Origin of the sequence: Polaromonas glacialis (assembly GCF_000709345.1) — a bacterium.
Classification (GTDB): domain Bacteria; phylum Pseudomonadota; class Gammaproteobacteria; order Burkholderiales; family Burkholderiaceae_C; genus Polaromonas; species Polaromonas glacialis.
Genome location: NZ_KL448327.1, coordinates 21,372 through 43,836 on the forward strand (window position 1 = coordinate 21,372; position 22,465 = coordinate 43,836).

The following is a 22,465-nucleotide window of genomic DNA, read 5'->3' on the forward strand; positions in this document are numbered from 1 at the left end:
GTTGGCTGGCAGGTGTTCGATTGCGAGAGTGCCGAGCTGGCCAGCCAGTTGCTGCGCGACATCTGCGCGCGGCACAGCATTCCCCCGGGCCAGCTGACGGTGCATTCGGACAATGGCGCGCCGATGAAGGGCGAGACCATGCTCGGCACCATGCAGCGCCTGGGAGTCGCCCACACGCGCAGCCGTCCTTCCGTGAGCAATGACAATCCGTACATCGAATCAGCATTCAGAACCCTGAAGTACCGCCCCGAACTGCCGGTCAAGCCGTTCGAGAACCTGCTGGCCGCAAGGCGCTGGGTCACCGAGCTGGCCCATTGGTACAACCACGAGCATCGCCACAGCGCCATCGGCTTCGTAACACCAGCGCAGCGCCATGCCGGCCTGGACAGAGGCCTGCTTGCGCAGCGTGCGCTCGTCTATGAACGGGCCCGCCAGGAAAATCCTCAGCGCTGGTCAGGACAGGCTCGCCAGTGGGCGCATGTCGATGTCGTGCACCTCAACCCAGAAAACCCACAAATCAAGGAGCTTCGAAACACTCAAAAGGTAGCCTGACTCACTTCACTTCAGGCGACAACTTCCTTGACAGCCACCGCCGTCAATTGGCCGGGGCGGATGCTGTGCCGCGCGCAGATGTCGCGCAGCAACTGGCTGGCCAGCTCGGCACTCTCGCAATCGAACACCTGCCAGCCAACGATCTTGCGGCTGAACAGATCCTCGAACAGGTACAGGTAGAAGTGCTGGCCGCGCACCTGGGTTGGCAGGTACGTGATATCCCAGCAAAACACCTGATCGGGCCCGGTCGCGGCCAGGGCGCGCGGCCGGCTGCGCTTTTGCGCTGAACGCTCTGCGCGCCGATGGGCCAACTGGCCCTCCTGGCGCAGCAGGCGGTACATCGTGGATTCGGACGCCACATAGACGCCGCTGTCGGCCAGGCGAGGCACGATCTGGCTCGGCGGCAAGTCCTTGAACGCTTCGCTGTTGAGCGTGGCCATCACGGCCTGGCGCTCTTCTTCAAGCAGCTTGTTGGCCGGGCGTGCATAGCGCCGCTTGCCTGAAGGGCGCTGGTCACCCTCGGCCGCCTCAGAGCGCTGCCAGCGCTGCACGCTGCGGCACGACAAGCCGATCTGGCGGCAAGCCGGTTGCAAACGCGCCCCGTCGGCGCAGGCCTTGTCAATGAGGCCGAGCAACTTTTGGCGCTGCTGGACGGACGTCATTTGTCCGCGCCCTCCAACAGCGCCTGGAAGTTTTTTTGCAACACCAGCAAGGCAGCCACCTCGGCCAGCGCCTTTTCCTTGCGCCTGAGTTCGCGCTGCAACTGATCATGCTGGCGCTGCAGCTCGCGAAAGGCGCCGCTCGCCTCGCGTGAAGCGGGCACGGCAGGGGTGCAAAACGCCTGGTGCCACTGCACCAGCTGATGCTCGAACACGCCATGCTCGCGGCACCAGCTGGCCCGGGCCATGTCATCCAGTGCATAGCTTTGCTGCAGCGCCATCAAACGCTGTGCAGGCGTCCAGGCCGACGCCGGGCCGTCCAGTGCAGCAGTTGCAGCGGACACCGGGGGGGCTATCGTGCCGGTTTTCTTGCTTGCGCTTTGCAGCCACTTCCTGAGCGTGCCGGCGGACATGTTGAGTTCACTGGCAACGCTGATAACGGAACGCGTGCCGCGATGCCTGGCTTTGAGCAATGCCTGCTCTTTAAATTCAAGGGAGTGATGTGAATGCGGTGTTCTGGTCATGAAATGTCGTTGCCGGGCAGTTAGCCATTGAAGAATTGGACGCGACAACAAGTCTGACACCCGGGGGCAGCATGACGGTGACGCCTTTGCGGCGCAGTTCTTGGTGCATGCGCCCGTAGTCCGGACGGGCGAAGGTGCAGGCCTTGGATGACCCGAACAATCGGTGTTCCAAATCGGTCTCGCTCATGGCGTCAATGGCGCTCCAGTCAAGACCGACCGTCGCCGCCAGGGCGCAGTATTTGGTGACGCTGCCTTTGGCGATGCCAAGGGCGGTAGCTATTTGTTGGTGGCTTTGCTCACCAACGAGTTTGAGACGCAGGGCGTCTTTAAGTTTGCGCATGTTGATCCTGGGGGTAGGCATGTGGCTCCTGACAAACTGCCAGAGGCTACAGACCCACCAAGTTGATTTACATGCGCAACACCATGCCTACTGGAGCATCGGTCACGATCGCCGGAATTCGCGGTCACGATGCCGGAATCTGTGATTTAACCCCCGGTCACGATGACCGGAATCCCTGGTCACATTGCCGGAATGTGCGGTCACGATGAAACGGAATATGCAGCGAACACGTATCGCCCCGAGCAACCGTGATGCAGCAAAAGACCTCGCGACCCGTTCAGTTCGAAATTACACAAGCGACCCGCGACGCAGTTAGCGACTGGATCAAGGAGGCCAAACTTGGGCAGGACGATTACTTGTTCCCCAGTCGCATTCACGACTCCCCGCATATTGGAACCCGTCAATACGCTCGCATCGTTGATTCTTGGGTCTCAGATTGGGCTGAATCCGTCCGAATACGGGACACATTCAATGCGGCGAACCAAGGCAACCTTGATTTACCGGCGGACAAAGAATCTTAGGGCAGTGCAATTGCTTCTTGGCCATTCCAAGTTGGACTATCTCCCGCGCCGGACTATGTCCCGTGTTTGCGGAACCGCAAGCGTAGGTACGGCCTGCGACCTTAGTCGCTGGACATAGCAATGCTCCTTACTGGGCGCTGTTGCCCGCAAGGAGAGCATCTTGGAACGAACCTATGAGAGCGCCATGGCGCTCGCCAATCGCGCCACCGGACCATTGGCGGCGCATTTCGAATCGTGGGTCAGCTCGCTGATCGACAAGCAGTACGCTGCAGCTGTCGTCTACGTCAAGGCGCGGCATGCGGCAGCATTCGACCACTGGTTAACCGCACAGCGAATTGATCTTGAGGATCTCAGCGAGGTTCATCTCACCCAGTACCAGGACCGACGGCGGCGAATGCGTCAGCCCGTTTGTGCCTCCACGCGGCGGCAAGAACGACGCGAGTTGGTCCACCTGCTTGGCGACCTGCGCGAGCTGGGCGTGTGCGCTAAGGCCCGCGTGGCGACGGTGCCGACCGACGATATTGCCGCCGCCTTTGGGCACCACCTGCAGCACCAGCAAGGCCTGGCGGACTCCTCGATTGAGCGCTACAGGACCGTCGCTCGGCAATTCCTTGTTGAGTGCTTCGGCCAGGGCGCTGTTGATCTGAGCACCATTGGCACCGTCGACGTCATCGGGTTCGTGCAACGGCAATCCAAGCGCCTGACGCCCCCGGCGGTGAAGTGCGTCATCAACGGCCTGCGCTCCTTCCTTCGATACGCCCAGTATCGCGGCGATGTCGTGCCTGAACTCGTCGCTGCCGTGCCGGCGGTGGCCAGCTGGGCATGCACGCCGGCTGTGCCCAAGGCGATCTCCGCGGAGCATGCCCAACGAGCCATTGACAGCTGTGACCTCACCACAGCGATCGGCCTTCGCGATCGCGCTGTCCTGTTGCTGTTGGCGCGCCTGGGTCTGCGGGCTCGCGAGGTCATCGCATTGCGCTTGGAGGATTGCGATTGGGATCGCGGCCAGCTGCTCATTTGCGGAAAGGCTCGACGCGAGTGCATCCTGCCGATGCCCGTCGACGTGGGCGAGGCCATCGCCGCCTATCTCGAGCGCGGACGACACCACTGCGAAGACCGCCACCTATTCTTGCGGTCCATGGCGCCGGTGCGCGGACTCCTGCAAGGCTCCGACGGCATCGGCTCGATCGTGCGCTACGCGCTGCGCCGAGCCCAGGTCGATGCGCCGCACAGCGGCTCGCACCAGTTCCGTCACGCCCTGGCCGTACGCATGCTGCAAAGCGGCGCCTCGTTGCCAGAGATCGGCGAGGTGCTGCGCCACCGCAGCCAGCAGTCCACATCCATCTACGCCAGGGTCGACATCGAAGCATTGCGGTGCTTGGTCGTGGCTTGGCCGGGAGCTGCGCAATGAACACGCTTGATCAGGCCTTGAGAGAGTATCTCGAACTGCGTCGCGCTCTGGGCTTCAAGATGCGCGACGCCGGTCTTGTGCTGCCACGGTTCGTCGCCTTCATGCAAGAGCGCCAGGCGCCGTACATCACCGCGCGACTGGCGCTGGAGTGGGCGCAGCAGGCACAGACGGTTCAACCCGCTGAGTGGGCCCGGCGCCTGGGCTTCGTGCGCGGCTTCGCTCGATACCGCAGCGCCACCGACGGCCGAACAGAGGTGCCGCCGCCGGAACTGCTACCCCACCGCTCGACCCGCGCCAGGCCCCACATCTACACGGAGCAGGAAGTGCAACGCCTGTTGGATGCGGCGCTGCAACTGCCGACGAAGCGGCCGTCGTCGTCGCTACGCCCCTGGGTATTCCATTGCCTGCTGGGTTTGCTCAGCGTCACCGGTCTGCGCATCTCGGAGGCGCTGGACTTGAAGCTCGACGATGTCGACCTCGAGCAGGGTGTTCTGACGATTCGGGCTGCGAAGCGGGGTCGATGGCGTCTCGTGCCGATCCACGCATCGACCGTCACGGCCCTGACCGACTACCTTCGACGTCGAGAGCAGTTCCTCGGTCATACGGCTTCGCAGTTCGTGTTCATCTCCACCCGCGGCACGCGCCTGGACATCGGCCGCGTTCACCGGGCCTTCTACATGCTCTCGCGGCAGGCGGGATTGCGTGCGCTTGGCGCCAGCAAAGGCCCGAGGCTGCACGATTTCAGGCATCGCTTCGCGGTCCTGACGCTTTTGCGCTGGTACCAGGCCGGTAACGACCCCGCGCGCAAGCTGCCGGTGCTGTCGACCTTCCTTGGCCATGTCTACGTCGGCGGAACCTACTGGTACCTGAGTGCCTGGCCGGAGTTGATGGCACAGGCGATGGCTCGGCTGGAACGGCGCTGGGGAGATCCATCATGACGGGCCAGTCGAGTCTGGCCCCGCTGCTGCAGGCCTTCTTCACCCAGCGCCTGATGCAGCAGCGTCAGGCCAGCGCGCACACCATCGCGTCCTACAGAGATACGTGGCGACTGCTACTTCAGTTCGCCCAGCGGCGGTTGCACAAGGCGCCTTCGGTGCTTGTCTTGGAGGACATCGACGCGCCGCTGATCACGGCGTTCCTAGATGATCTGGAGATGGTCCGAAGAGTCACGGCGCGAACGCGCAATCTGCGCCTGACCGCGGTTCATTCATTCTTCCGCTACGCCGCCTTCGAGGCGCCGGCGAATTCGGCGCAGATTCAAAGGGTGCTGGCCATTCCGGCCAAGCGCTTCACGCGCGCCTTGGTGCCGTTCCTGAGTCGGCCGGAGGTCGATGCGCTGCTTGCGGCGCCAGATCAACGCACCTGGTCCGGACGGCGCGATCACGCACTGATCCTGTTGGCCGTGCAGACGGGCTTACGACTGTCGGAGCTGACCAGTCTTCGACCCGACGACTTGCATGTAGGCACCGGCGCACACGTCCGCGTGATCGGCAAGGGCCGTAAGGAGCGATGTACACCGCTGAGCAAGAACACGCGGACCGTCCTTGCTGCGTGGGTGCGAGAGCCGCCGCTGGCGGCAAACCAGCCGCTGTTTCCCAATGCGCGCGGCGGTACATTGAGCGCGCACGGATTGCAGTACCTGTTGGCCAAGCACGTGGCAGCAGCCAGCGACGCCTGCCCGTCGCTGAAGCGCAAGCGTGTCAGCCCACACGTGCTGCGGCATACCACGGCGATGGACCTGCTGCAGGAGGGCACGGAGCAGATCGCGATCGCCCTGTGGCTAGGCCATGAGTCGATCGAGACAACCCAGGTCTATTTGGACGCCGACCTGGAGTTGAAGCAGAAGATCCTCGACAAGACGACTCCTCCCACCGGCAAGCCTGGTCGCTACCGCCCCGGCGACAAGCTGCTGGCGTTCTTGAAGGGGTTGTAGGCCTTCGGCCTATGTCCACAACCGCGCATGCCGGTTCATTGGAGGCCGGCCGCGTGGCAGGACATAGTCCGGCGCGGGAGATAGTCCAGCCTATGGACTGATGTACATAGGCTGGAGAGCACTGTGCGCTACCTTGGAATTGAAGTTGATGATGCATTGAAAATGGCCGAGCAAACTGAAATCTGACCGGTAGTAGATGCCCGGCAGCAAAAAACGCCTGTTTGCCAGCCTGCCAGAAAGCGGGTACTGACGGCCGTCGGGTTTCGCTGCACAGAAGCCGAACGCGGTGCTTTTAGCCTGACCGGCACGACATACCCGCCTAGCCGTTTGGCCGCGTCAAAAAACCGCACCAGAGCCCTATCATTGAGGATATGCGTTGTAGATTAACCTGCCTGCGCCTGCAGCCTTGATAAGGAGCACATTGAACGCTGTTCCATCCGCACGCAAACAATAATTTGCGTTGTTCGGCGCAGGCGAACTCGGTCCGGACTTCAAAAGATTGACCCACCCCCCTCCATTTTGTCGCACATGATTAATGCTTGCCAGGATTTGAACTTGGGTGCAGGCGTCCGGCCACATCGAGGAACCGCCCTTGATTCGCGTTTGCCAGGGGCCCCCGCCGTTGCGAGGGGCCGTGATGCAAAAGTTCGTCATGCTGTACATGCCGTTGTTGACCGGCGAAACTACCCCTAGATTAATACGCACATTCGATTGCACGGGCGGAGGGGGGCAAGACACGGCACGCTGCTGCGTGTTCACGGGATTCACCCCCAGCGGCCGCGAGTGAAATCCCGAGGCCTGGCCCCCGTTTGCATTGACAATCTCACCGCAGAAGATGTGATTCAAGTTGATGCGCCAGACCTCAGGTTGTCCGCTGATGATCGAGTCAAGTGGTTGGGGGCAGACCAGCTGCGCATGCGAAGCACCGATGAAGCATGTGCAGGCGAGCAGAATCAATGTCGGCCCGCATGAGCGAGATCGCAAGCTCGGTTTCGCGATTTGCATCAATACACCTTCCCAAGTGCCGCACTGCGGCTTTGCCGACCGCGTGGTCAAACGTCCTAGGTATTCCTCTTCGTGCTCAGTGCGGGGCTGCCTTGAGGGCGTCGATTTGCGTGCAAATCTGTGCAAGCATGGCGATGTCACTGAAGGCAACGGAATGGGTCGTGATGGTCACCGAGCCCTTGTGAGTGGTGCTCTTGCTGTCCCCGATGTCGCTGAGATCGACCACGTAGTGATACCAAAGCGCTGAAACCTCACTGACGCTCGACGTGCCGTCCTCGGCCTTCACCACTGGCGATGTCAGGAACCAGAATTCCGAGTTGTCTTCATGAACCGCATTGCTTTTTGTTTCGGTGATGCCAGTGATGACCGTTTCCAAGTGACCTGCGACCTGTACTGGGTCTATATGGCCGCCTTGAACCTCGCCAAGCACTGAGGCTGCGGCCTTGAAAATATCCTGAATCAGTCCGTAGGTGGTCGAAGTCACCGTTTGGCTCAGATTTTTTGACGAAACCGTGTACAGGTGGTTGGCACTGACCAGCTCGAAGTTATCGAGAACTTTGTTGAGTTGGGACTCGTACGACACCAGCTCGGGGCTGGCAATCTGATAGTTGTAGCCATCTGATGGCTTGGCGGGCGTGCCGCCGCTCTCCCGTGTCACCATTGCATTGGGGTCCACGACTCGAACGACCTGGAACTTTTGGCCTGTCGCTGGGACGCTCGCCTTGACGACGGCAATCATGCTATCCACGGACTGCGAGGAGTTGTCGTCGCAATTCAGCCCAACGACCTTCAGGCTTCGCGAGATTGCTTTCGGGTCGATCTGACGTTGCGGAGGTAGCACCTCGCCCACAATCGTCAGCGGAATTCGATTGGTCTGAACAGGAAAACTCATTACAAACTCCTATCCCGGATAGAGAGGGCGAAATTTCCGGCATCCTTCCGGTATTCGAAAGCCAGAATTACGGCATTAGGAATGTCGGAAGATACTACACCCACCTGGGAATGGAAAGGAAAAATCAATCCCGAAGATGTCCCTGTCAGTGAGGCTCGTGCGCGCGGCGTAGCGTGGGGGACCGCGTCGGGCGGTGCGCAACTAGGAATTATGTTAATTTCACTTGCTGCTCCTGAGTTCATCCTGGCTTATGAATTTTTCATGCCGACAGCGCGATCTCTGCCAGTTTGAACCCCCTGCCATGCCTGGAAGTGCATCGTAAATCAAACCATTTTCCTACCGGCGCGAGTCTTCAGCGGATTTGACCTGGAAAGCGGGCCATCGAATGCGTGCTGTTTATCACGCCGGCCTGGCGCAGTGCCCGAAAGGTGGCCCGAAGCCAGCGGCATGTTGCCTTTAAGGCTGCGCTGCCCGGCGCTGCCGCTTCACCATGGTGTATCAAGGCATCATGAACTGGCTACACTGAACTTATAAAGCAGCGCCTGGAGTTTGATCACAGGCGTTCATTGGTATTCCTTTGTTGAGGATTCATACCCCATGTACAAGCATCTTTTTGTGCCCGTTGACGGCTCCGAGCTTTCCCACCGTGCGATGGATGGCAGCATTGAACTTGCCCTTCAACTGGGCGCCCGTATCACGGGCTTTGTGGTCGAGCCCGATCTGCCGCTTTCTGCGAACGCCCCGCGCGGTGACGAGTTCATCCATCGCATCAAGGACCATGAAGCCAAAAACGAAGCGCACGCCGCAGCCCTGCTCGGGCAGTTTGAAAAGCGCGCCCAGGCCAAAGGGGTTCAGTTCACCGCCCACCATGTGACTTCTTACTCGGTCGATGAGACCATCGTTGACGAGGCCCAAAAAGCCGGCGCTGACATGATTGTCATGGTCACGCACGGGCGAAGCCGGGTGGGGAAATTCGTGTTCGGCTCGCACACCAAGAACGTCATCATCGAGAGCACGCTTCCCGTGCTGGTGCTGCGCTAAGGACAGTGGATCCCAAGCGCTCATTTCGGAAGTTGGAGGTCCAGAAGGACATGGGTAGCTTGTCGTGACCTGGCGCCAGGATTAGCTTCAGCTGGGTAAAGCCACTGCCAGGCGTGGACGTGTGAATATGACAAGCTCCCCAGGGCGATGTCCCGGCTTTATCAAGGCGGTTCAATCTTGCCCAGTTGGCGCTGAGCAAGTTAAGCAAGTCCCAGGCTTGCCGGATTTTTTACTCGGCTGCTGCGCTGCCGGAAGCTGCCGCGTCATCATTGCGAATCAGGAAATCCTCCCGCGTATTGCCGGCGGCCACCAAGTCGTTGAGCCACTTGGGCGCAGTACCCCGGCCGGTCCAGCCCTGGCCTTCTGGGCCGCGGTACTTGATGGGCGAGGACACGACGGGTTTTTTGCCCTTGACCGGACTCGCCGGTTTGGCCGGGGCTGCCTTGGGCCTGGCTTTGGGCGCCGGACGGCTCAGCTCTTCGGCCGTGATGCCGTAGGCGGCCATTTGCTCGCGCAGCTGGGCCAGTACGGCGGGCCGGCTTTTTCTCTGCAGTTCGGCAGCTTGCTTTTCCATGTCGGCGATTTGCTGGCGGAGCTTGACGAGTTCGTTCATGTTGGATTTTTTCTAAAGTTATACAGCGCCTATCGTACTGCGCCTGAACGGTGAGCCTTGTCAGTCAAGAGCCTGCTGCTGCAGGCTGGTCAGCGTGCTGGGCGATGGGGACTTGATGGGCTGAATGCAACAAGGCTCTACAGACGAAGATCGGCATCGCCGACGGCTTTTGCGCGGCCGCTTCAACGTCTTGCACCCGGCTGTCTGGCATGCGCTAAATGCGCGATGGGATCGATGTCGATCATGCTGGCGGCCAGGCCGCTTTTGCCGGTGCATTCACAGCCTTCACAGCCTTCCCTGTGATCAGTCATGTGAAGCCGTTTACGGGCGTGACCAAGTTCGGTGCATGGCAGGGCATTACGGATAAGCTGTGCAGGTCTATGGTAAGCGGTCCGCGAACCACGCCCTTTTATTCGTGAGCTGATTCGATGATGCTATGTGTCCATCTACAACTACATGGACACCTATGACAGAGATGAACGCAGAGTTGCTGGCCCGGCTGGTGGTCGGGCGCAAACGCGACGGACGGTGCACTTACGACCCGCTGGCCAAGCAGGCGCTAATTGACGAATGCCTCAAGCCTGGCGTGTCGGTGGCGCGCGTGGGGATGCTGTACGGCATCAACGCCAATTTGCTGCGCACCTGGATTGCCAAGTCAGGCCAGCCCAACCATGGCAAAGCGCTGGCGTCGCCAGCGGCTTTCGTGGCCGTGCAGGTTAGCGAGCCGGCAGCGCCGGCTGCAACAACCGCACCAGTCGCACTTTGCCTGCACGTGCGCCTGCCCAACGGGGTGGCGCTCGATGTGGGCCAGGTCCCGCTGGAGGCGATGGCGCCCGTGCTGCAACTGCTGGGCACACTGGCGTGTTCACGCTGAACGCCACCCGTGCGGTGTACCTGCACCAGGAGGCCATTGATTTTCGCAAGAGCATCAACGGTCTGGCCAGCCTGGTCGAGCATGGCCTGGGCCTGGACGCGTTTGCCCAGGCACTGTTTGTCTTTGCCAACCGCAGGCGCGACCGCATCAAGATTCTGGGCTGGGATGTCAACGGGTTTTGGCTGCTGCACAAGCGCCTGGAGAAGGACCGCTTCATCTGGCCGCGAGGCGAACTCGGCGTCGTGACGCTCAGCGTGGAGCAGCTGCACTGGCTGCTCAAGGGTATCGACATCCAGGCCCTGCGCGGACACCAGGCCGTGCGCTACGAGCGCGCAGCGTAAGGGGGACAAATTCTGGCTTGGAAGGCAAGGCTCAGACTCGGATTTTTGGGAACTTTCACCCGCGCCGCCTTGTCTAAACGGGCATGCTCGCTGTGCCTGATGCCCAAGAAATAGACGCCTTGAAAGAGGCGCTGGCGCAGGCTTTGCAGCGCAGCGACGCCCTGGCGGGGGAGTTGCGTATGGTGCGCGCCGAGCGTGACCTGCTCCAGGAGCGGCTCAAGCAGTTCATGCGCAAGCTCTTTGCCGCCCGCAGCGAAGCGGGCAGCCCGCAGCAAAGGGACCTGTTCTTCAACGAGGCCGAGGCGCTGGGCGCGGCCAGCGAACCGGCCACTTGCGACGGCCACGAAGATGGCAGCCAGGAGGTCCGCGCCCATCAGCGCGTGCCGCGCGGACGCAAGCCGCTCGATGCGGCCTTGCCCCGGGAGGTGGTGCGCCACGAACTGCCCGAAGACCAGCGGGTGTGCCCGCACGATGGCACGGCGCTGGTGGAAATTGGCGTGGAGACCAGCGAGCAGCTCGACATCATTCCCCAGCAGGTTCGCGTGATTCGCCATGAACGCGTCAAATATGCCTGTCCCTGCTGCGATGGCGCCTTGCGCCTGGCGTCCAAGCCGGCGCAAATCATCCCCAAGGGCTTGTTCAGCGAAGGCCTGCTGGCCTGGGTGATTACGTCGAAGTATTGCGACGGCCTGCCGCTGTACCGCCAGACGGCGCTGCTCTCGCGCTTTGGCGGCGGCGACCTGGCGCGCAACACCCTGGCCGCCAGCGTCGTGCGCGTGGGCCGGGAGGTGCAGCCCATCATCAATGTGCTGCGCGACCATTTGCTGGACTCGCCCCTCATCCATGGCGACGAAACCCATGTGCAGGTACTCAAAGAAGCCGGCAAAAGCGCGCAGTCCAAAAGCTACATGTGGGTGCAGACAACCCCGTGCTCCGGGGTGCAGGGAGCGGGGCCACCCATCCGGCTGTTTGGCTACGCGCCCTCGCGCAGCACGGCGGCCGCACAAATCCTGTATGCCGGGGTGCAAGAAGGCAGCGTGCTGATGACGGATGGCTACGCGGTTTATGACGCCATCGCGCAGGCGCACCACCTCGTGCATCTGGGATGCTGGGCGCATTGCAGGCGCGGGTTCCATGAGGCGCTGCAGGCGCTGCCCAGGAATGCGCGCGGCCCCGAGCAGCTCGCTGCGCGGTTTCTCGCGCTCATCGCCCAGTTGTATGCGGTAGAGTCGCGCGCACGCGAGCACCGGCTTCCTCCCCAGGAATTGCTGGTCCAGCGGCAACAGCACAGCGTGCCCGTGCTTGGCCAGATAGAGGCGTTGCTGCTGGCCAACGTGCACACCGTGCTGCCGGGCAGTTTGCTGGGCAAGGCGCTGCATTACCTGGCTTCGCAATGGACGAAGCTGGCGCTGTATGTCACCGATGGCGCCTACCCGATTGACAACAATGCTGCCGAAAATTCGATTCGTCCGTTTTGTATTGGAAGACGCAACTGGCTCTTCAGCGATACGGTAGCCGGCGCACAGGCCAGCGCCAACCTGTATTCGTTGCTGCAGACCTGCGTGGTCAACGGCGTCGACGGCTACGCGTACCTGCGCGCATTGCTCACCGCGCTGCCCAGCGCGCAAACGGCAGACGACTACGAGGCGCTACTGCCTTGGCGCATTACATTGCCCGGCCGCTGAGCAGCGGCCGGGCAACGCTCCTCAGCCATTTCAATCACACCCCGGCCAGCGGCGCAAGGTACGCTGTTAATTGACCGCATACGGTCTATGCTGAGGGCATGAGCGCACCCAAGTCCCTGTTGATCGTGTACCACTCCATGACTGGCGGCACGCGCCAGATGGCCGAATCAGCGTGCGCCGGAGCCCTGACGGACACCGGCGTCGAGGTCCGGCTGCTGCATGCCTCGCAAGCAGGCCCCGACGATGTGCTGGCGGCCGACGGCATGATCTTCGCCACGCCAGAAAACCTTGCGGCCATGAGCGGTCAGCTCAAGGACTTCTTCGACCGCAGCTACTACGCTGTGCTGGACCATGCCGGCGGCCGGCCCTATGCCAGCTTGGTCTGCGCCGGCAGCGATGGAAGCAATGCGGCCAGGCAGATCGAGCGCATCGCCACGGGTTGGCGCCTCAAGCCCATTGCCGAGCCGCTGATCGTGTGCACGCATGCGCAGACGGCGCAAGCCATTTTGGCGCCCAAGCACATTTCTGCCGGTGACCTGGAGCGCTGCCGCACGCTGGGCGAGGCCATGGCCGCGGGTCTGGCGCTGGGCGTGTTCTGAAAGAGCAGGCGAGCAGGCGCCGCCCGCTGCACGCTTGCACCCAGCTGATCGTGATGCATGGAGAGCTGGCTTGAGCTTTTATCTGTGAGGAGTTTCTGCTTTGCCTTGCAAGATGAACCTTCTCAATGCCCATTCGGTCCAACTGCTGGCAGACGGCTTGAAAGCGCTATGTTCGCTCGGCCTGCTGCACTCAGGGTCGTATCAGACTGCCCTTTGACGGAAAAAAGGCTCCAAAACCGAAGTTCTGAAGCCTTTTGTGGTTTGCTTAGCGCAAGGCCAGGGCTGCTGGCGTCAACGCCATCTTGACTGTTGACCGGGGGGTGAAGGGCTTAGTAGCCGCCGCGACCACCACCACCGCCGCCGCCGTAACCACCGCCGCCAGAACGATCGCCACCGCCCCCACCGCCAAAGCCGCCGGTGCGTGGAGGACGTGCCTCCATCGGACGGGCTTCGTTCACAGTGATGCTGCGCCCGCCCAGAGGCTGCCCGTTCATGCCGCTGATGGCCGCTTGCGCTTGGGCATCATTGGCCATCTCGACAAAGCCAAATCCTTTGGAGCGTCCCGTGTCGCGCTCCATCATGACTTTGGCGCTGGTGACCGCGCCGAACTGGCCAAACGACTGCTGCAGGTCTTCATCACGTACCGTATAAGGCAGATTGCCGACGTATAGTTTGTTGCCCATGAAGGGGATTCCTCGAAAAACATAAACACAAAGGCGATGGGGGTCTGGAGAGCACAACACATCCGAAAAGTAGCGCCGTCACCTGCGAAACTGGCCGATCACCTGACTTTGCGCGAATGCTTTGGCACCCGCACATTTCAAATTATGCGTCAGCCCAGCTCTGGGTCATCGCATTCCCGGCGCGCAACACGCGTGTCCAGCGGTAGAAACGCACGGCCCCGTCAAAATCACCAAACATTGAGTCTCATGATCAATACTGAACGGGCTGTCCATGAACGTTCAGCGCTTTCATCCGCGCGCAAATTGACCTGTTTTTGCTGGCGCGCAGCAACCAGATGCTTTTGCTGGGCAAGTCCGGTGGTTGGACCACCGGGAGGCAAATGTTCTTCTTGGAGACGGCGCGTGTCGTGGTTGTGACGCATCAAGCCTGCCGCAGCAAGCTTGCAGTGCGCGCCGACCCAAGCTTTCATGCCCTGGCGGACTGCCCTGCTGGTAGCTAGCCGGCGACCATCTAGGCACTGGTGTCATCGCTGGCGTTGGGTTTTTAGGCGATGAAAAACCAACCCCTGTGCTGCCGTACAATGGAGCCATCATGCAGATGCCCTGTGCTGGGAAGTAACAGCATCACAAGCACGACAGCGCTCAAACCTTTGAGGGGCAAGTCGCTTTCGAAATTTCCGCGCGGTGGAGCAGCCTGGTAGCTCGTTGGGCTCATAACCCAAAGGTCGTAAGTTCAAATCTTGCCCGCGCAACCAAGACAAAAGCCTCAGCGCATCCACATGTGCTGGGGCTTTTTTGTTTGGCGGGCAGCTTGCCTGGCATGCACTGCAATTCAAACGGTTTTGCCAAGGGGTGCCTACCTTCACCGCTTTCACTTGGGCCGGCCACAAAGTGAGCGCTCTGTAACAAGCCGGCTTGACGCCAGGCATGCCAAAGCGGCCCGATTTAAACCGTCTGTGATGCCTGTGTTGCAACCTGGCCTTACGCTGGCGTGTCTTGGCGGATGAGAAAATCGTCCCGGGTATTGCCGACCGCCACCAACTCATTGAGCCACTTCGGCGCGGTGCCATGGCCGGTCCACGTCTGGCCTTGCGGTCCGCGGTATTTTGCAGGCGATGGCGCGGCCGGCTTCTTGCCGTTGGACGGGCTTGCTGCCTTGGCCGCCGCCTTGGGCCGGGCAGTTTTGGATGCCGGGCGGCTCAACTCTTCGGCCGTGATGCCGTAGGCGGCCATCAGTTCGCGCAGTTCGGCCAGGACGGCGGGCCGGTTCTTTTTCTGCAGTTCAGCGGCCTGCTTTTCCAGGTCGGCAATTTGCTGGCGGAGCTTGACGAGTTCATTCATGTTGAGTTTTTCTAAAGTTTTATCAGCGCCCATCCTACTGCGCTAATGCGCTTGGGGAGCGCGCGCGCCTTCGTTGTCCAGTTTCCTCGAGCGCTTTGACGCATCGGCGAACAGGCGCCAAAGTTCAATGAGACCGGCCATCAAAAGCGCGCGTTACGCACACTTGGCGCGACTCCCGTCATGGTCAGCAGGCAGCCATCAACTCCTGGGTGTTTTGTTGCCGTCAAGGATGCCCTGGACGCGGTGACAAGCATTTCTTGACCCGCAGCACTGCGTAAAATACAGGCAGCCTTGCCAAAGCCGCGCCCTGTGTGGCTTTGGAAGGATTTTTGTCCCCTCATCAACAAAGTTATCCACAAGAAACGCGAACAACTTGGAACCTCCTTGCCTTAGCGCCTTGGGGGGCCTGCGCTTTCGACGTGGCCATCGCGCAGATCGACCGGTTGATCAAGATCGAACTGCGCGCGCACTGCCGGGCGATCACGGCCTGCCGCCACGGCTGCAGTTGAAGAACAGCATCATTTATTGATCGATGGTTGATCAAGCGTTGCCAGCAGCGCCAACGCTACCCCTTCAAAGCCGGCAAAAGCTTCAGCAAAATCGGGCTTGAGGCGGCCGTAGATGAGGGGCAGCAGATTGCCGGTGTACTCGGCCTGGATCGTCGGGTTGGCGCCGGCCTGCTTGAGCGCGCCAGAGAGCACCGGCAGCGCGGCGGCTGCGAAATCGGGGAACTGGCCGCCGAATTCCTTCTGGTCGCCAGCGACCAGTGCCGCAAACGCCCGGGAGGCCGTGGCAACGATGTCCGGATGGCGGACATGGGCGCAATAAACGTCATAGATGTGCCGCACCAGGGCGGTGTCCCACGCGTGCGGCAGCAGGCCCGCCCGGTGCTGGGCGTAGCGGCGCAGGAAAGATAAGACTTTTTCCGCCACCGTTTCCGCGACGGCCACGGTGGCAACGGCGAAGGTGTGGTCCTGGCGACCGGCCAGCTGGTCGGCCAGGCTGCCAATCTGGCACAGCTCGGTGACGAGCACCGGAGCGCGGACGGTCAGTTCAATTTGCAGGTGCGGCCTCAAGCCGGTGACAGAGCCATAGTGACGGGCATACGTCCATTCGCTGCAGAAGTAGCGGTTCTCATTGAGCGTGCGCGCCTGGCTCCGGTCCTCAACCAGGCCGATGCCGGCCAGGGTCTCGGAAACAGTGCCTTTGAGTTCGGACAACCGCCTGCGCAACTGTGTCCTGGAGAGCGGCGGCGTTTGTGCTGCCAGCACGATTTTCAGATCGGCGTCTTCTGACATGCGCTCGATCAGGGCGTGTGCCTTGGACAGGCTGGTGCCGCCACAAAACGCGAGATGCATGCCGTCCAGCCGCATTGCAAACAGAGCCCGCAGCGCATCGGTCAGGTGTTCATCCTTTTCCAGCAGGCCGGCGGTTATGCCCCCAAACGGGGTTTGCGCGACGAGGGCGTCGATCAGTTCGAGCTGCTCCGGACGCAAGGCCCTCATGCGCGCTCGTACTGGACGGCCTGGGCGTTGAAACTCAGTTTGCGGGCGACGCGGCGCTTGCCCGTGTTCAGGACGATGCCCGAAGGCACCTGGGTGCTGCGCCCGGCGTTGTACTCCCGCGTGAGACGGCTGGGCGTCACAGCGATGCCGAGTTTTTTCAAGGCCTCGGGCGCCAGGACTTCGAGCGGCCGGGCCGGGATGGGCTGGCCGGTGAGCACGCTGGGCTTGGCTTTGGCATAAACGCCCAGGCCGAGCCGGACCAAAGTGCCTTCACTCGTGAGCTGTCTCAAGGCGCGGCCGACCTGGGCCGGGCCGCCAAAACGCTCGAACTCGGCACGCAGGAACACGCTATCGCCCTGGTTGGCGACGGAGCGTTTGATGCGTTCGAGAATGTTCATGCGTGCCTAAGATAGTGAGTTCCTTGCATTTTACCTGCGCTGCATATTCAAGGTAACTTGTTGCTATAAAACGGAAAACAGGCACCCATGACGATCATCGGGTCTGAGGATCGCGAACGCCTCACTTGATGGAGCAAATGCCCTCGCCTCGCCGGTTTGGACAAGGATGAACGCGGTACGCAGGCAATGGCATTGACCCCAACGTCAGCTGCCGCGCACAGTTGAATGGAACGCCAGAGTCATGCCGCTTAGAAATCCAGCGGGCTCCCATCGTCAAGCTCGTCGTGCCGGCTTGTTTTTTGAGATTCGGACGGCTCAGGCGGCGTGCGCTCGATCGCCCTGCGCTTGCGCGTCACATGGTAGGCGCTGAGCACCTGGCTGGCGACCAGGTCAAGTGCCGGGCGGGCCGTGCCCTCGCGGTCCGTCCAGGCCTTGGGCGTGAGGGTGCCGGCCAGCGCCACGGCATCGCCCTCACTCAACGCCAGCAGGGCTTCGCAAGCAGCTTGGCTGAAGGCAATGACGTTGACGAACACATCGGCCTCGCCGGCATGGGCGCGCACCTTGGCAACCACGAACGGTTTGCCCGTCTTGGAAATCTTTTGGGCGGGCTGGCCGTGCACCTTGCCCGAGACCAGCGCTTCAATCATTCAGCCGCCTTCTTTATGGGATGTCCATGCCGGGTGCATGCTGGAAGGATAGCGCAAGCTTAGCTGGACTTTGTCCATTTACGCTGCATAACAAAGTGAATCGATAAAGCGATCGACCAAGGGGCGCGGGATTTTCACCATGTCCGCTTCGCTGTGCGAGGTTGAAAAATACGCGTGGCACCGCAACTCGCGGCGCACGGCGGCGATGGTGTCGGAAAAATTGGCCTGCGGTTTGGGATACCAGGCGGCGCAGCGCCGATAGAGTTGTCCAGTCGAAAACAGGTCCTGCGCTGCCAGCGTGACGATGCAATACAGCGCTAGCAGGCATGGCGTGGTGCGCGCAATCGCCTTGCTTGGATGGCGCCGGTGCTCATAAATTCAGTCAATAGCGCCGAAGCCCTGCGCACTTTTGTGGCCATGCAGTTCCTTTTGGGGTGCTGGCAGCACCTAGCGGCCATGCCAAGAACTTCAGCCTGCAGCGCCTGGCCGGGGGACGCTATCGGCGGACCCTGCTCGACATCGTCATGTCTGTCTGGCCGGTCGAAGGCCCGGGGCAGGGCCAGAGGTCCTGGCACAAGGCAAAAATAGCCATGGCCATGCAGAGGGAAAACCACCACTATCACATCAAGGACATCGAGCGCCGGCACTTCAATGCCCTGGGCGTGCTCTGCGGTCTTGGCAAGGATGCCCAGTCCGTGATCTACCAGATCATTGGGCGCACCGAACGCGTGATCCAGGACGTGTCGGCGCGCCTGCCGCAGCACTTCACCCCGCAACGTGGCCGACACGGTGTTCCAGGGCCTGCGGCGCGCTGCTGCCCGGCTCCAGGCGATGCCCTGTACATAATGACTTCCCGTCTCGCAATTCATCGTTGCCAGGAGTTTCACTGGCGGCCTCGACCTGTCCTCCACTTTAGCCTTACGCGCCGATAAGCCGCCTATCCAAGAAGAATACGAATGGCGTCTCAAAAAACACACCATGCCTCGGGCATGGCTGCCGGGCTGCTGGCCGCTGCCATCGTGATCAAGGCCGGAGCCGGCGGCCCCTATCTTGTGCTGGCCATGCTGACGTTGATCGCGGGTACGCTCGGAGGCACGGCACCAGACTGGATGGAGGTGGCCTGGTGGCGCAGCAAGAAGAAACGCCGCGGCACCCACCGCCTGTGGATCACGCACCGGACTATCACCCACTGGGGCCTTGGGTGGGTGGCCCTGCTCTACTACAGCCATGCGAACCTGGGCGCTGTTTGGTGGGCTCCTTTGGCCTTTGGATTTGCTTGTGGCGGCCTCATGCATTTGCTCACTGACTGGCCCAACCCTTTGGGTGTGCCGTGGATCTTTCGCCGGCATTCCTTAGGCTTGTGGCGCAGCGGGCGCCTGGAATCGATGGTAATCGTGCTGACCTGGGGCCTGTGCGCCGTGCTGGGCGACGCGCTTGTTTTTGACAGTGTTGGCGCAGTGACATTCATCAAATTCGTGCCCGCGTTCGTGGCCAGCGAACACCGCGCCCTGAAGCTTTGAGGTCCGGTGCTTCCATCTTTACCGCGCGCAAACCGGTCGTTCGTCGGTATCTGTTGGCGGACAGTAATTGCATTTACAACAGACTTTCACACATCAAAACTTCTTGAACCCCCTACTCCTGCCCGACCTCCCCGTGCCGGGCCTTGAGGGGGAGCGAAGGGGGAATGAGGAAAACCAAAGGCGGGCTTCGCTTTTCAGGAGGGGGTTGGCAGGGGGCATGCAGTGCGTATGATTCTTTTGCTATGTTTGTTGTAAATGCAATTTCATTGGGCGCTATTGGGGTTTAGGGAGCAATGGAACGTAAAACACGGTTAAGTGTTGCGCTCATTGGGATTTCGTAAGGGCCGCAACTCTCCTCGGGTGACCGCCTCGGGCACTGCAAAGGAGTAACGCCCCAGCAGATTGATGTGACGCTCATGGATGAAGGGCGACAAGCGCGCGACATCTTCATCGCGCACCAGGAAGCCTTCCCGGCGCAACTGGCCAAGCGTCGCGTCAATGTAGAGGGTGTTCCACAGCACGATGATGTTGACCACCAGACCGAGCGCGCTCAACTGATCTTCCTGTCCTTCCCGGTAGCGCTGGCACAGCTCGCCGCGCTTTCCGTGGAACACGTCGCGCGCCAGGCTGTGGCGTCCTTCGCCGCGATTGAGCTGACGCAAGATGACCCGGCGCCGGTTCTCGTCATCGATGTAGTTCAGGGTGTGCAACGTTTTCTCGATGCGGCCCAACTCGGCCAGCGCCAGGGCCAGTTGCGTCGGCCGGTCCCCCACCTGCAACGTTCTCATGATGCCCGTGGCAGGCACCCGGCCCAGCTTGAGGGAGCCGGCCAGTCGCAACAGGTCATCCCAGTTCGCCGAGATTTTTCCAAGCGAGACGCTGTGCCGGGCAAGCGAGTTGAGCTCGCCATAGTCTGCGTCTGGATCAATGCGCCAAAAGCGCGTGCCACCGATGTCAGCCAGGCGCGGGCTGAAACGATAACCCAGCAAGCGAAACAGTCCAAAGACCACATCGCTGTAGGCGCCGGTGTCGGTCATGATCTTGGTCGGTTGCAACTCGGTTTGCTGCTCCAGAAGGACTGCCAGCAAGACCAGACTGTCGCGCAATGTGCCGGGTACGGTGATGGCGTTGAGGCCCGAACATTGGTCGGACAGCAGGTTGTACCAGGTGACGCCCCGTCCGAAACCGAAGTATTTGGGATTGGGGCCGGCATGCACGGTGCGCACCGGCACCACGAAACGCATCCCATCGGCTGATGCCACGTCGCCACCACCCCAGGCGTGGGCCAATGCCACGCGGTTCTGCGCGGCAACCAAGAGGGCATTGGCGCCGGCCAGGGTGTCGTCGCGCAGGTAATTCTGATCCACCCAGGCCAGCCGCTCGCGCTTGAGCGCGGGCACGTCGTAACGGATCAATGGTTCGGGGCCTGTATTGCAGGCCTGGGCCAGCAGCACCGCGCACAGACTGGTGCTCAGACCGTCTGCCCGTGCGGTGGCCTGCGTGAAGTGCGTGAAGGCGTCGGTGAACCCGGTGCGGGCGGATATGTCCAGGAGGATTTCCGGCAAATCAACTTCAGGCAGCAGGGCAACGACTGCCTCGCGCAGGGCGATCAAGGACGCCGGCTCCTCCAGCTTGTCCAACGGACTCAGGACGAGTTCCTTTTTGTCGCCCACGGTTTCGAATCGAACGGCAGGATTATTGGGCAGGCGAGAGGCCACCGCACGGTAGGTCTGGTCCAGCTCTGCGCTCAGGGCAGCCAAAGCGGGCACCGGGTCGGCCGAGAGTCCCAGGCTACGGCAAATAATGGGCCGCGCGGCGTCCCATTGCAAGCCGGTAAGCAGTCCGGCTCGGGGATCGGCATAGCGCCAACTCGGACTGACAAATACATCCCGGCGGCGCAGTGCTTTGTGCAGCCCATCAAGCACACAGAATGTGTAGGCGCGGGGATCCACGCTGGCGTTCTCGCGCAGGACATGGCGCTGCCACGGCTTCGTAATCACCTCTTGCGGCGCTGGCGGCGCTGGCTTGATGCGCCTCTCGCGTGCCTGCAACCACTCAAAGCCGGCGAGCACAGGCTCGCCTGCCGGGCTGGAGCCGAACCGGATGTGCCGCAGCAGGGTCGGCAGAAAAATCCGTACGGCGCGATACCGTGCATTGAGCTCGCCGTAATACACGTCATTGGGCGGGCGCACCAATGCGTCGACGCTTGCGAGCGCCTGTGTCAGTCGCTCGCGCGAAATGCGCGCGAACACGCTGTCACGCAAATCGTCATCAGCGAGGTCCGGATCGAGCAAAGTCCGGCATGCCGTGGCCAGCACGGTGGCAGCCAGATCGAGATCCTTGAGACTGCGCATCCGCGCTTTCTTGTCGGCCTTGACGGCGTCGCTGAAAAATTCCTGAAGCAGCATGTCAAGCACTTCAATCACATCGTCGTGCGCGCTGGCCTCCAGGCAGTGGATAAATGCCACCAGCGTGGCCAGGCGGCGCACGGGAGGCAGGCGGCTGATGGCCGTGACCTTAGCGGCGCCGGCAAAACGCGCCAGGGAGGCGAGTCGGCTCGGCGGCACACCCGTCGCAGGCAGTTTGATGCCCAAATCACGCACCAGCTGCAGGCGCACGATGGCTTTCACCAGTGCCCGGCCACTGATGCGCATGGGGCCGGATCGCAATTTATCGAGCCACGAACTGCGACCGGGCGCTGGCACCGTCAGCAAGTCTTCCAGGCGCGAGCGTTGCTCGTCCGTGATGCCCCGTCCCAGCCGTTTCCACAGCCGATCTTCGACGCGGCTGCGCAAGCGGGACACGAAACGCTCCAGGGTCGTGCAGCCCGGCAAAATCACCTTGTGTGCAAGCAGCCAGGTGGTTGCGCGGTCAAACAGGACGCCCAACTGCTCGGTGCCGGTCCAGCTCAAGGCATAGAGCCAGCGGCTCAGGCGAAAACCCACAGTAGGCTCGCCCCATTCACGAAAACCATATTTCAACCGGATTTCCATGGTGTGTTCCCATCGCTGGTTCGCGCTGCGATAGCGCGCCAGCTGCTCAAGATGGGTGCCACTCAATTGCCGAACGAGTGTTTGCACGACCGCGTCAGGTACGTCAACAGGGTCTTCGAGAAAGGTGCCGAGAAATCGAGCCGTGGTCAGCTGTAGCGCAAATCCCAGCCGGTTGTGGTCTCCGCGTTTGACGCTGATCAGCAGGTGGTCAGCGTCATCGAGGTGGAAATAGCGCGTCAGTTCATCGGCGCTCGGATCGTCTGCATACCGACCGTAACTGGCGCGCTGTTCGGGAGTGAGGAATTGGACGGGCATCGGAGGAAGAAGAAAAGTTCAAGAGCGTTGCACAAACCTTCGTTTGCGCAACGATGACTGAAGGACCGCCCAT

The 22,465-nt window shown here is 61.4% G+C and carries 25 protein-coding genes, 1 tRNA gene and 3 pseudogenes; 16 read left to right on the forward strand and 13 right to left on the reverse strand.

Going from position 1 to position 22,465, the window contains the following annotated elements; genetic code table 11:
- A partial coding sequence (locus EC86_RS0124385) for an integrase core domain-containing protein (protein WP_029528375.1) occupies positions 1–552 on the forward strand: 552 nt, incomplete at its 5' end.
- Positions 553–563: 11 nt separating this feature from the next.
- Here the strand turns inward: EC86_RS0124385 and EC86_RS0124390 are convergent.
- The 3 genes and pseudogenes from EC86_RS0124390 to EC86_RS0124400 form a co-directional block, all read right to left on the reverse strand.
- Complete coding sequence (locus tag EC86_RS0124390; protein ID WP_051676359.1) at positions 564–1,214, reverse strand: DDE-type integrase/transposase/recombinase; 651 nt, start codon at positions 1,212–1,214, stop codon at positions 564–566.
- Complete coding sequence (locus tag EC86_RS0124395; protein WP_029524731.1) at positions 1,211–1,735, reverse strand: transposase; 525 nt, start codon at positions 1,733–1,735, stop codon at positions 1,211–1,213. The genes EC86_RS0124390 and EC86_RS0124395 overlap by 4 nt, the downstream gene beginning before the upstream one ends.
- 67 nt (positions 1,736–1,802) lie before the next feature.
- A pseudogene (locus EC86_RS0124400) lies at positions 1,803–2,096 on the reverse strand (IS21 family transposase); the annotation flags it as partial.
- A 203-nt stretch (positions 2,097–2,299) separates the two neighbouring features.
- Here EC86_RS0124400 and EC86_RS30245 point away from each other — a divergent pair.
- The 5 genes and pseudogenes from EC86_RS30245 to EC86_RS30250 form a co-directional block, all read left to right on the forward strand.
- Positions 2,300–2,633 (forward strand): annotated as a pseudogene (locus EC86_RS30245) (tyrosine-type recombinase/integrase); the annotation flags it as partial.
- A 123-nt stretch (positions 2,634–2,756) separates the two neighbouring features.
- Positions 2,757–4,007, forward strand: coding sequence for a tyrosine-type recombinase/integrase (locus EC86_RS0124410; protein WP_156955504.1), 1,251 nt, complete (start codon positions 2,757–2,759; stop codon positions 4,005–4,007).
- Entirely contained in the window at positions 4,004–4,945 is a 942-nt protein-coding gene (locus EC86_RS0124415) for a tyrosine-type recombinase/integrase (protein WP_029528379.1), read from the forward strand. The genes EC86_RS0124410 and EC86_RS0124415 overlap by 4 nt, the downstream gene beginning before the upstream one ends.
- Positions 4,942–5,940, forward strand: a complete 999-nt coding sequence (locus EC86_RS0124420; protein ID WP_029528380.1) for a site-specific integrase — start codon at positions 4,942–4,944, stop codon at positions 5,938–5,940. Before EC86_RS0124415 ends, EC86_RS0124420 begins: the two co-directional genes overlap by 4 nt.
- A gap of 108 nt (positions 5,941–6,048) precedes the next feature.
- Positions 6,049–6,126, forward strand: a pseudogene (locus EC86_RS30250) (integrase); the annotation flags it as partial.
- Between the two features lie 174 nt (positions 6,127–6,300).
- Here EC86_RS30250 and EC86_RS30650 read toward each other — a convergent pair.
- Positions 6,301–6,945, reverse strand: a complete 645-nt coding sequence (locus EC86_RS30650; RefSeq protein ID WP_084181747.1) for an EndoU domain-containing protein — start codon at positions 6,943–6,945, stop codon at positions 6,301–6,303.
- A 76-nt stretch (positions 6,946–7,021) separates the two neighbouring features.
- Positions 7,022–7,837 carry a lectin gene (locus tag EC86_RS0124425; protein ID WP_029528381.1) on the reverse strand — a complete coding sequence of 272 codons (816 nt, stop codon included), beginning with the start codon at positions 7,835–7,837 and terminating at the stop codon, positions 7,022–7,024.
- 81 nt (positions 7,838–7,918) lie between these two features.
- On the opposite strand from EC86_RS0124425, the gene EC86_RS29240 reads away from it, so the two are divergent.
- Positions 7,919–8,128 (forward strand): hypothetical protein, encoded by a 210-nt coding sequence (locus EC86_RS29240; protein WP_156955505.1) that lies wholly within the window; start codon positions 7,919–7,921, stop codon positions 8,126–8,128.
- 306 nt (positions 8,129–8,434) lie between these two features.
- Positions 8,435–8,878 carry a universal stress protein gene (locus EC86_RS0124430; protein ID WP_029528382.1) on the forward strand — a complete coding sequence of 148 codons (444 nt, stop codon included), beginning with the start codon at positions 8,435–8,437 and terminating at the stop codon, positions 8,876–8,878.
- 229 nt (positions 8,879–9,107) lie between these two features.
- On the opposite strand, the gene EC86_RS0124435 is transcribed toward EC86_RS0124430, so the two are convergent.
- Positions 9,108–9,491 (reverse strand): H-NS histone family protein, encoded by a 384-nt coding sequence (locus EC86_RS0124435; protein ID WP_029528383.1) that lies wholly within the window; start codon positions 9,489–9,491, stop codon positions 9,108–9,110.
- A gap of 466 nt (positions 9,492–9,957) precedes the next feature.
- Between EC86_RS0124435 and EC86_RS0124445 the strand changes: the two genes are divergently transcribed.
- The 4 genes from EC86_RS0124445 (at position 9,958) to EC86_RS0124460 (ending at position 12,990) form a co-directional block, all read left to right on the forward strand.
- Positions 9,958–10,365 carry a transposase gene (locus tag EC86_RS0124445; RefSeq protein WP_029524732.1) on the forward strand — a complete coding sequence of 136 codons (408 nt, stop codon included), beginning with the start codon at positions 9,958–9,960 and terminating at the stop codon, positions 10,363–10,365.
- Positions 10,353–10,706: an IS66 family insertion sequence element accessory protein TnpB gene (tnpB, locus tag EC86_RS0124450; protein WP_029524733.1), complete on the forward strand. Its 354-nt coding sequence runs from the start codon at positions 10,353–10,355 to the stop codon at positions 10,704–10,706. The genes EC86_RS0124445 and tnpB overlap by 13 nt, the downstream gene beginning before the upstream one ends.
- Positions 10,707–10,789: 83 nt before the next feature.
- A complete protein-coding gene (gene tnpC / locus EC86_RS0124455) occupies positions 10,790–12,391 on the forward strand; it encodes an IS66 family transposase (RefSeq protein ID WP_029524734.1) in 1,602 nt (533 codons plus the stop codon).
- Between the two features lie 98 nt (positions 12,392–12,489).
- Positions 12,490–12,990: a flavodoxin family protein gene (locus EC86_RS0124460; protein ID WP_029528385.1), complete on the forward strand. Its 501-nt coding sequence runs from the start codon at positions 12,490–12,492 to the stop codon at positions 12,988–12,990.
- 329 nt (positions 12,991–13,319) lie between these two features.
- On the opposite strand, the gene EC86_RS0124465 is transcribed toward EC86_RS0124460, so the two are convergent.
- Together EC86_RS0124465 and EC86_RS29245 are read right to left on the reverse strand one after the other, a co-directional pair.
- Entirely contained in the window at positions 13,320–13,673 is a 354-nt protein-coding gene (locus EC86_RS0124465; protein WP_029528386.1) for an RNA recognition motif domain-containing protein, read from the reverse strand.
- Positions 13,674–13,900: 227 nt separating this feature from the next.
- A complete protein-coding gene (locus EC86_RS29245) occupies positions 13,901–14,143 on the reverse strand; it encodes a hypothetical protein (RefSeq protein WP_156955506.1) in 243 nt (80 codons plus the stop codon).
- Between the two features lie 208 nt (positions 14,144–14,351).
- Between EC86_RS29245 and EC86_RS0124475 the strand changes: the two genes are divergently transcribed.
- Positions 14,352–14,428 (forward strand) — tRNA-Met (locus EC86_RS0124475).
- A gap of 226 nt (positions 14,429–14,654) precedes the next feature.
- Here EC86_RS0124475 and EC86_RS0124480 read toward each other — a convergent pair.
- The 4 genes from EC86_RS0124480 to EC86_RS0124505 form a co-directional block, all read right to left on the reverse strand.
- Entirely contained in the window at positions 14,655–15,014 is a 360-nt protein-coding gene (locus EC86_RS0124480; protein WP_029528388.1) for an H-NS histone family protein, read from the reverse strand.
- 518 nt (positions 15,015–15,532) lie between these two features.
- On the reverse strand, positions 15,533–16,519 hold the full coding sequence (locus tag EC86_RS0124495) for a nucleotidyl transferase AbiEii/AbiGii toxin family protein (protein ID WP_029528389.1): 987 nt from the start codon (positions 16,517–16,519) through the stop codon (positions 15,533–15,535).
- Positions 16,516–16,917, reverse strand: coding sequence for a DUF6088 family protein (locus EC86_RS0124500; RefSeq protein ID WP_029528390.1), 402 nt, complete (start codon positions 16,915–16,917; stop codon positions 16,516–16,518). The genes EC86_RS0124495 and EC86_RS0124500 overlap by 4 nt, the downstream gene beginning before the upstream one ends.
- A 248-nt stretch (positions 16,918–17,165) precedes the next feature.
- Positions 17,166–17,564: a single-stranded DNA-binding protein gene (locus EC86_RS0124505; RefSeq protein ID WP_029528391.1), complete on the reverse strand. Its 399-nt coding sequence runs from the start codon at positions 17,562–17,564 to the stop codon at positions 17,166–17,168.
- A 139-nt stretch (positions 17,565–17,703) separates the two neighbouring features.
- On the opposite strand from EC86_RS0124505, the gene EC86_RS30450 reads away from it, so the two are divergent.
- The 3 genes from EC86_RS30450 (at position 17,704) to EC86_RS0124520 (ending at position 19,084) form a co-directional block, all read left to right on the forward strand.
- Complete coding sequence (locus tag EC86_RS30450) at positions 17,704–17,826, forward strand: hypothetical protein (RefSeq protein WP_269635759.1); 123 nt, start codon at positions 17,704–17,706, stop codon at positions 17,824–17,826.
- 172 nt (positions 17,827–17,998) lie between these two features.
- Positions 17,999–18,496 carry a HipA domain-containing protein gene (locus EC86_RS0124515; RefSeq protein WP_029528392.1) on the forward strand — a complete coding sequence of 166 codons (498 nt, stop codon included), beginning with the start codon at positions 17,999–18,001 and terminating at the stop codon, positions 18,494–18,496.
- Between the two features lie 24 nt (positions 18,497–18,520).
- The gene (locus EC86_RS0124520; protein ID WP_051676361.1) at positions 18,521–19,084 is read left to right on the forward strand and encodes a metal-dependent hydrolase; all 564 of its coding nucleotides are present in this window, start codon (positions 18,521–18,523) and stop codon (positions 19,082–19,084) included.
- A 311-nt stretch (positions 19,085–19,395) separates the two neighbouring features.
- On the opposite strand, the gene EC86_RS0124525 is transcribed toward EC86_RS0124520, so the two are convergent.
- A complete protein-coding gene (locus EC86_RS0124525) occupies positions 19,396–22,392 on the reverse strand; it encodes a Tn3 family transposase (RefSeq protein WP_029528394.1) in 2,997 nt (998 codons plus the stop codon).
- Between the last annotated feature and the right edge of the window lie 73 nt (positions 22,393–22,465).

Coding starts and splice junctions, on each gene's coding strand:
- EC86_RS0124425 (WP_029528381.1), bottom strand. CDS start 7,837: ATGAGTTTTCCTGTTCAGACCAATCGAATTCCGCTGACGATTGTGGGC.
- EC86_RS0124505 (WP_029528391.1), bottom strand. CDS start 17,564: ATGATTGAAGCGCTGGTCTCGGGCAAGGTGCACGGCCAGCCCGCCCAA.
- EC86_RS0124460 (WP_029528385.1), top strand. CDS start 12,490: ATGAGCGCACCCAAGTCCCTGTTGATCGTGTACCACTCCATGACTGGC.
- EC86_RS0124445 (WP_029524732.1), top strand. CDS start 9,958: ATGACAGAGATGAACGCAGAGTTGCTGGCCCGGCTGGTGGTCGGGCGC.
- EC86_RS0124480 (WP_029528388.1), bottom strand. CDS start 15,014: ATGAATGAACTCGTCAAGCTCCGCCAGCAAATTGCCGACCTGGAAAAG.
- EC86_RS0124435 (WP_029528383.1), bottom strand. CDS start 9,491: ATGAACGAACTCGTCAAGCTCCGCCAGCAAATCGCCGACATGGAAAAG.
- tnpC (WP_029524734.1), top strand. CDS start 10,790: ATGCTCGCTGTGCCTGATGCCCAAGAAATAGACGCCTTGAAAGAGGCG.
- EC86_RS29240 (WP_156955505.1), top strand. CDS start 7,919: ATGTCGGAAGATACTACACCCACCTGGGAATGGAAAGGAAAAATCAAT.
- EC86_RS0124465 (WP_029528386.1), bottom strand. CDS start 13,673: ATGGGCAACAAACTATACGTCGGCAATCTGCCTTATACGGTACGTGAT.
- EC86_RS29245 (WP_156955506.1), bottom strand. CDS start 14,143: ATGAAAGCTTGGGTCGGCGCGCACTGCAAGCTTGCTGCGGCAGGCTTG.
- EC86_RS0124520 (WP_051676361.1), top strand. CDS start 18,521: ATGGCGTCTCAAAAAACACACCATGCCTCGGGCATGGCTGCCGGGCTG.
- EC86_RS0124415 (WP_029528379.1), top strand. CDS start 4,004: ATGAACACGCTTGATCAGGCCTTGAGAGAGTATCTCGAACTGCGTCGC.
- EC86_RS0124420 (WP_029528380.1), top strand. CDS start 4,942: ATGACGGGCCAGTCGAGTCTGGCCCCGCTGCTGCAGGCCTTCTTCACC.
- EC86_RS30450 (WP_269635759.1), top strand. CDS start 17,704: ATGTCCGCTTCGCTGTGCGAGGTTGAAAAATACGCGTGGCACCGCAAC.
- EC86_RS0124500 (WP_029528390.1), bottom strand. CDS start 16,917: ATGAACATTCTCGAACGCATCAAACGCTCCGTCGCCAACCAGGGCGAT.
- EC86_RS0124390 (WP_051676359.1), bottom strand. CDS start 1,214: ATGACGTCCGTCCAGCAGCGCCAAAAGTTGCTCGGCCTCATTGACAAG.
- EC86_RS0124525 (WP_029528394.1), bottom strand. CDS start 22,392: ATGCCCGTCCAATTCCTCACTCCCGAACAGCGCGCCAGTTACGGTCGG.
- EC86_RS0124395 (WP_029524731.1), bottom strand. CDS start 1,735: ATGACCAGAACACCGCATTCACATCACTCCCTTGAATTTAAAGAGCAG.
- EC86_RS0124495 (WP_029528389.1), bottom strand. CDS start 16,519: ATGAGGGCCTTGCGTCCGGAGCAGCTCGAACTGATCGACGCCCTCGTC.
- EC86_RS0124430 (WP_029528382.1), top strand. CDS start 8,435: ATGTACAAGCATCTTTTTGTGCCCGTTGACGGCTCCGAGCTTTCCCAC.
- EC86_RS30650 (WP_084181747.1), bottom strand. CDS start 6,945: ATGCAAATCGCGAAACCGAGCTTGCGATCTCGCTCATGCGGGCCGACA.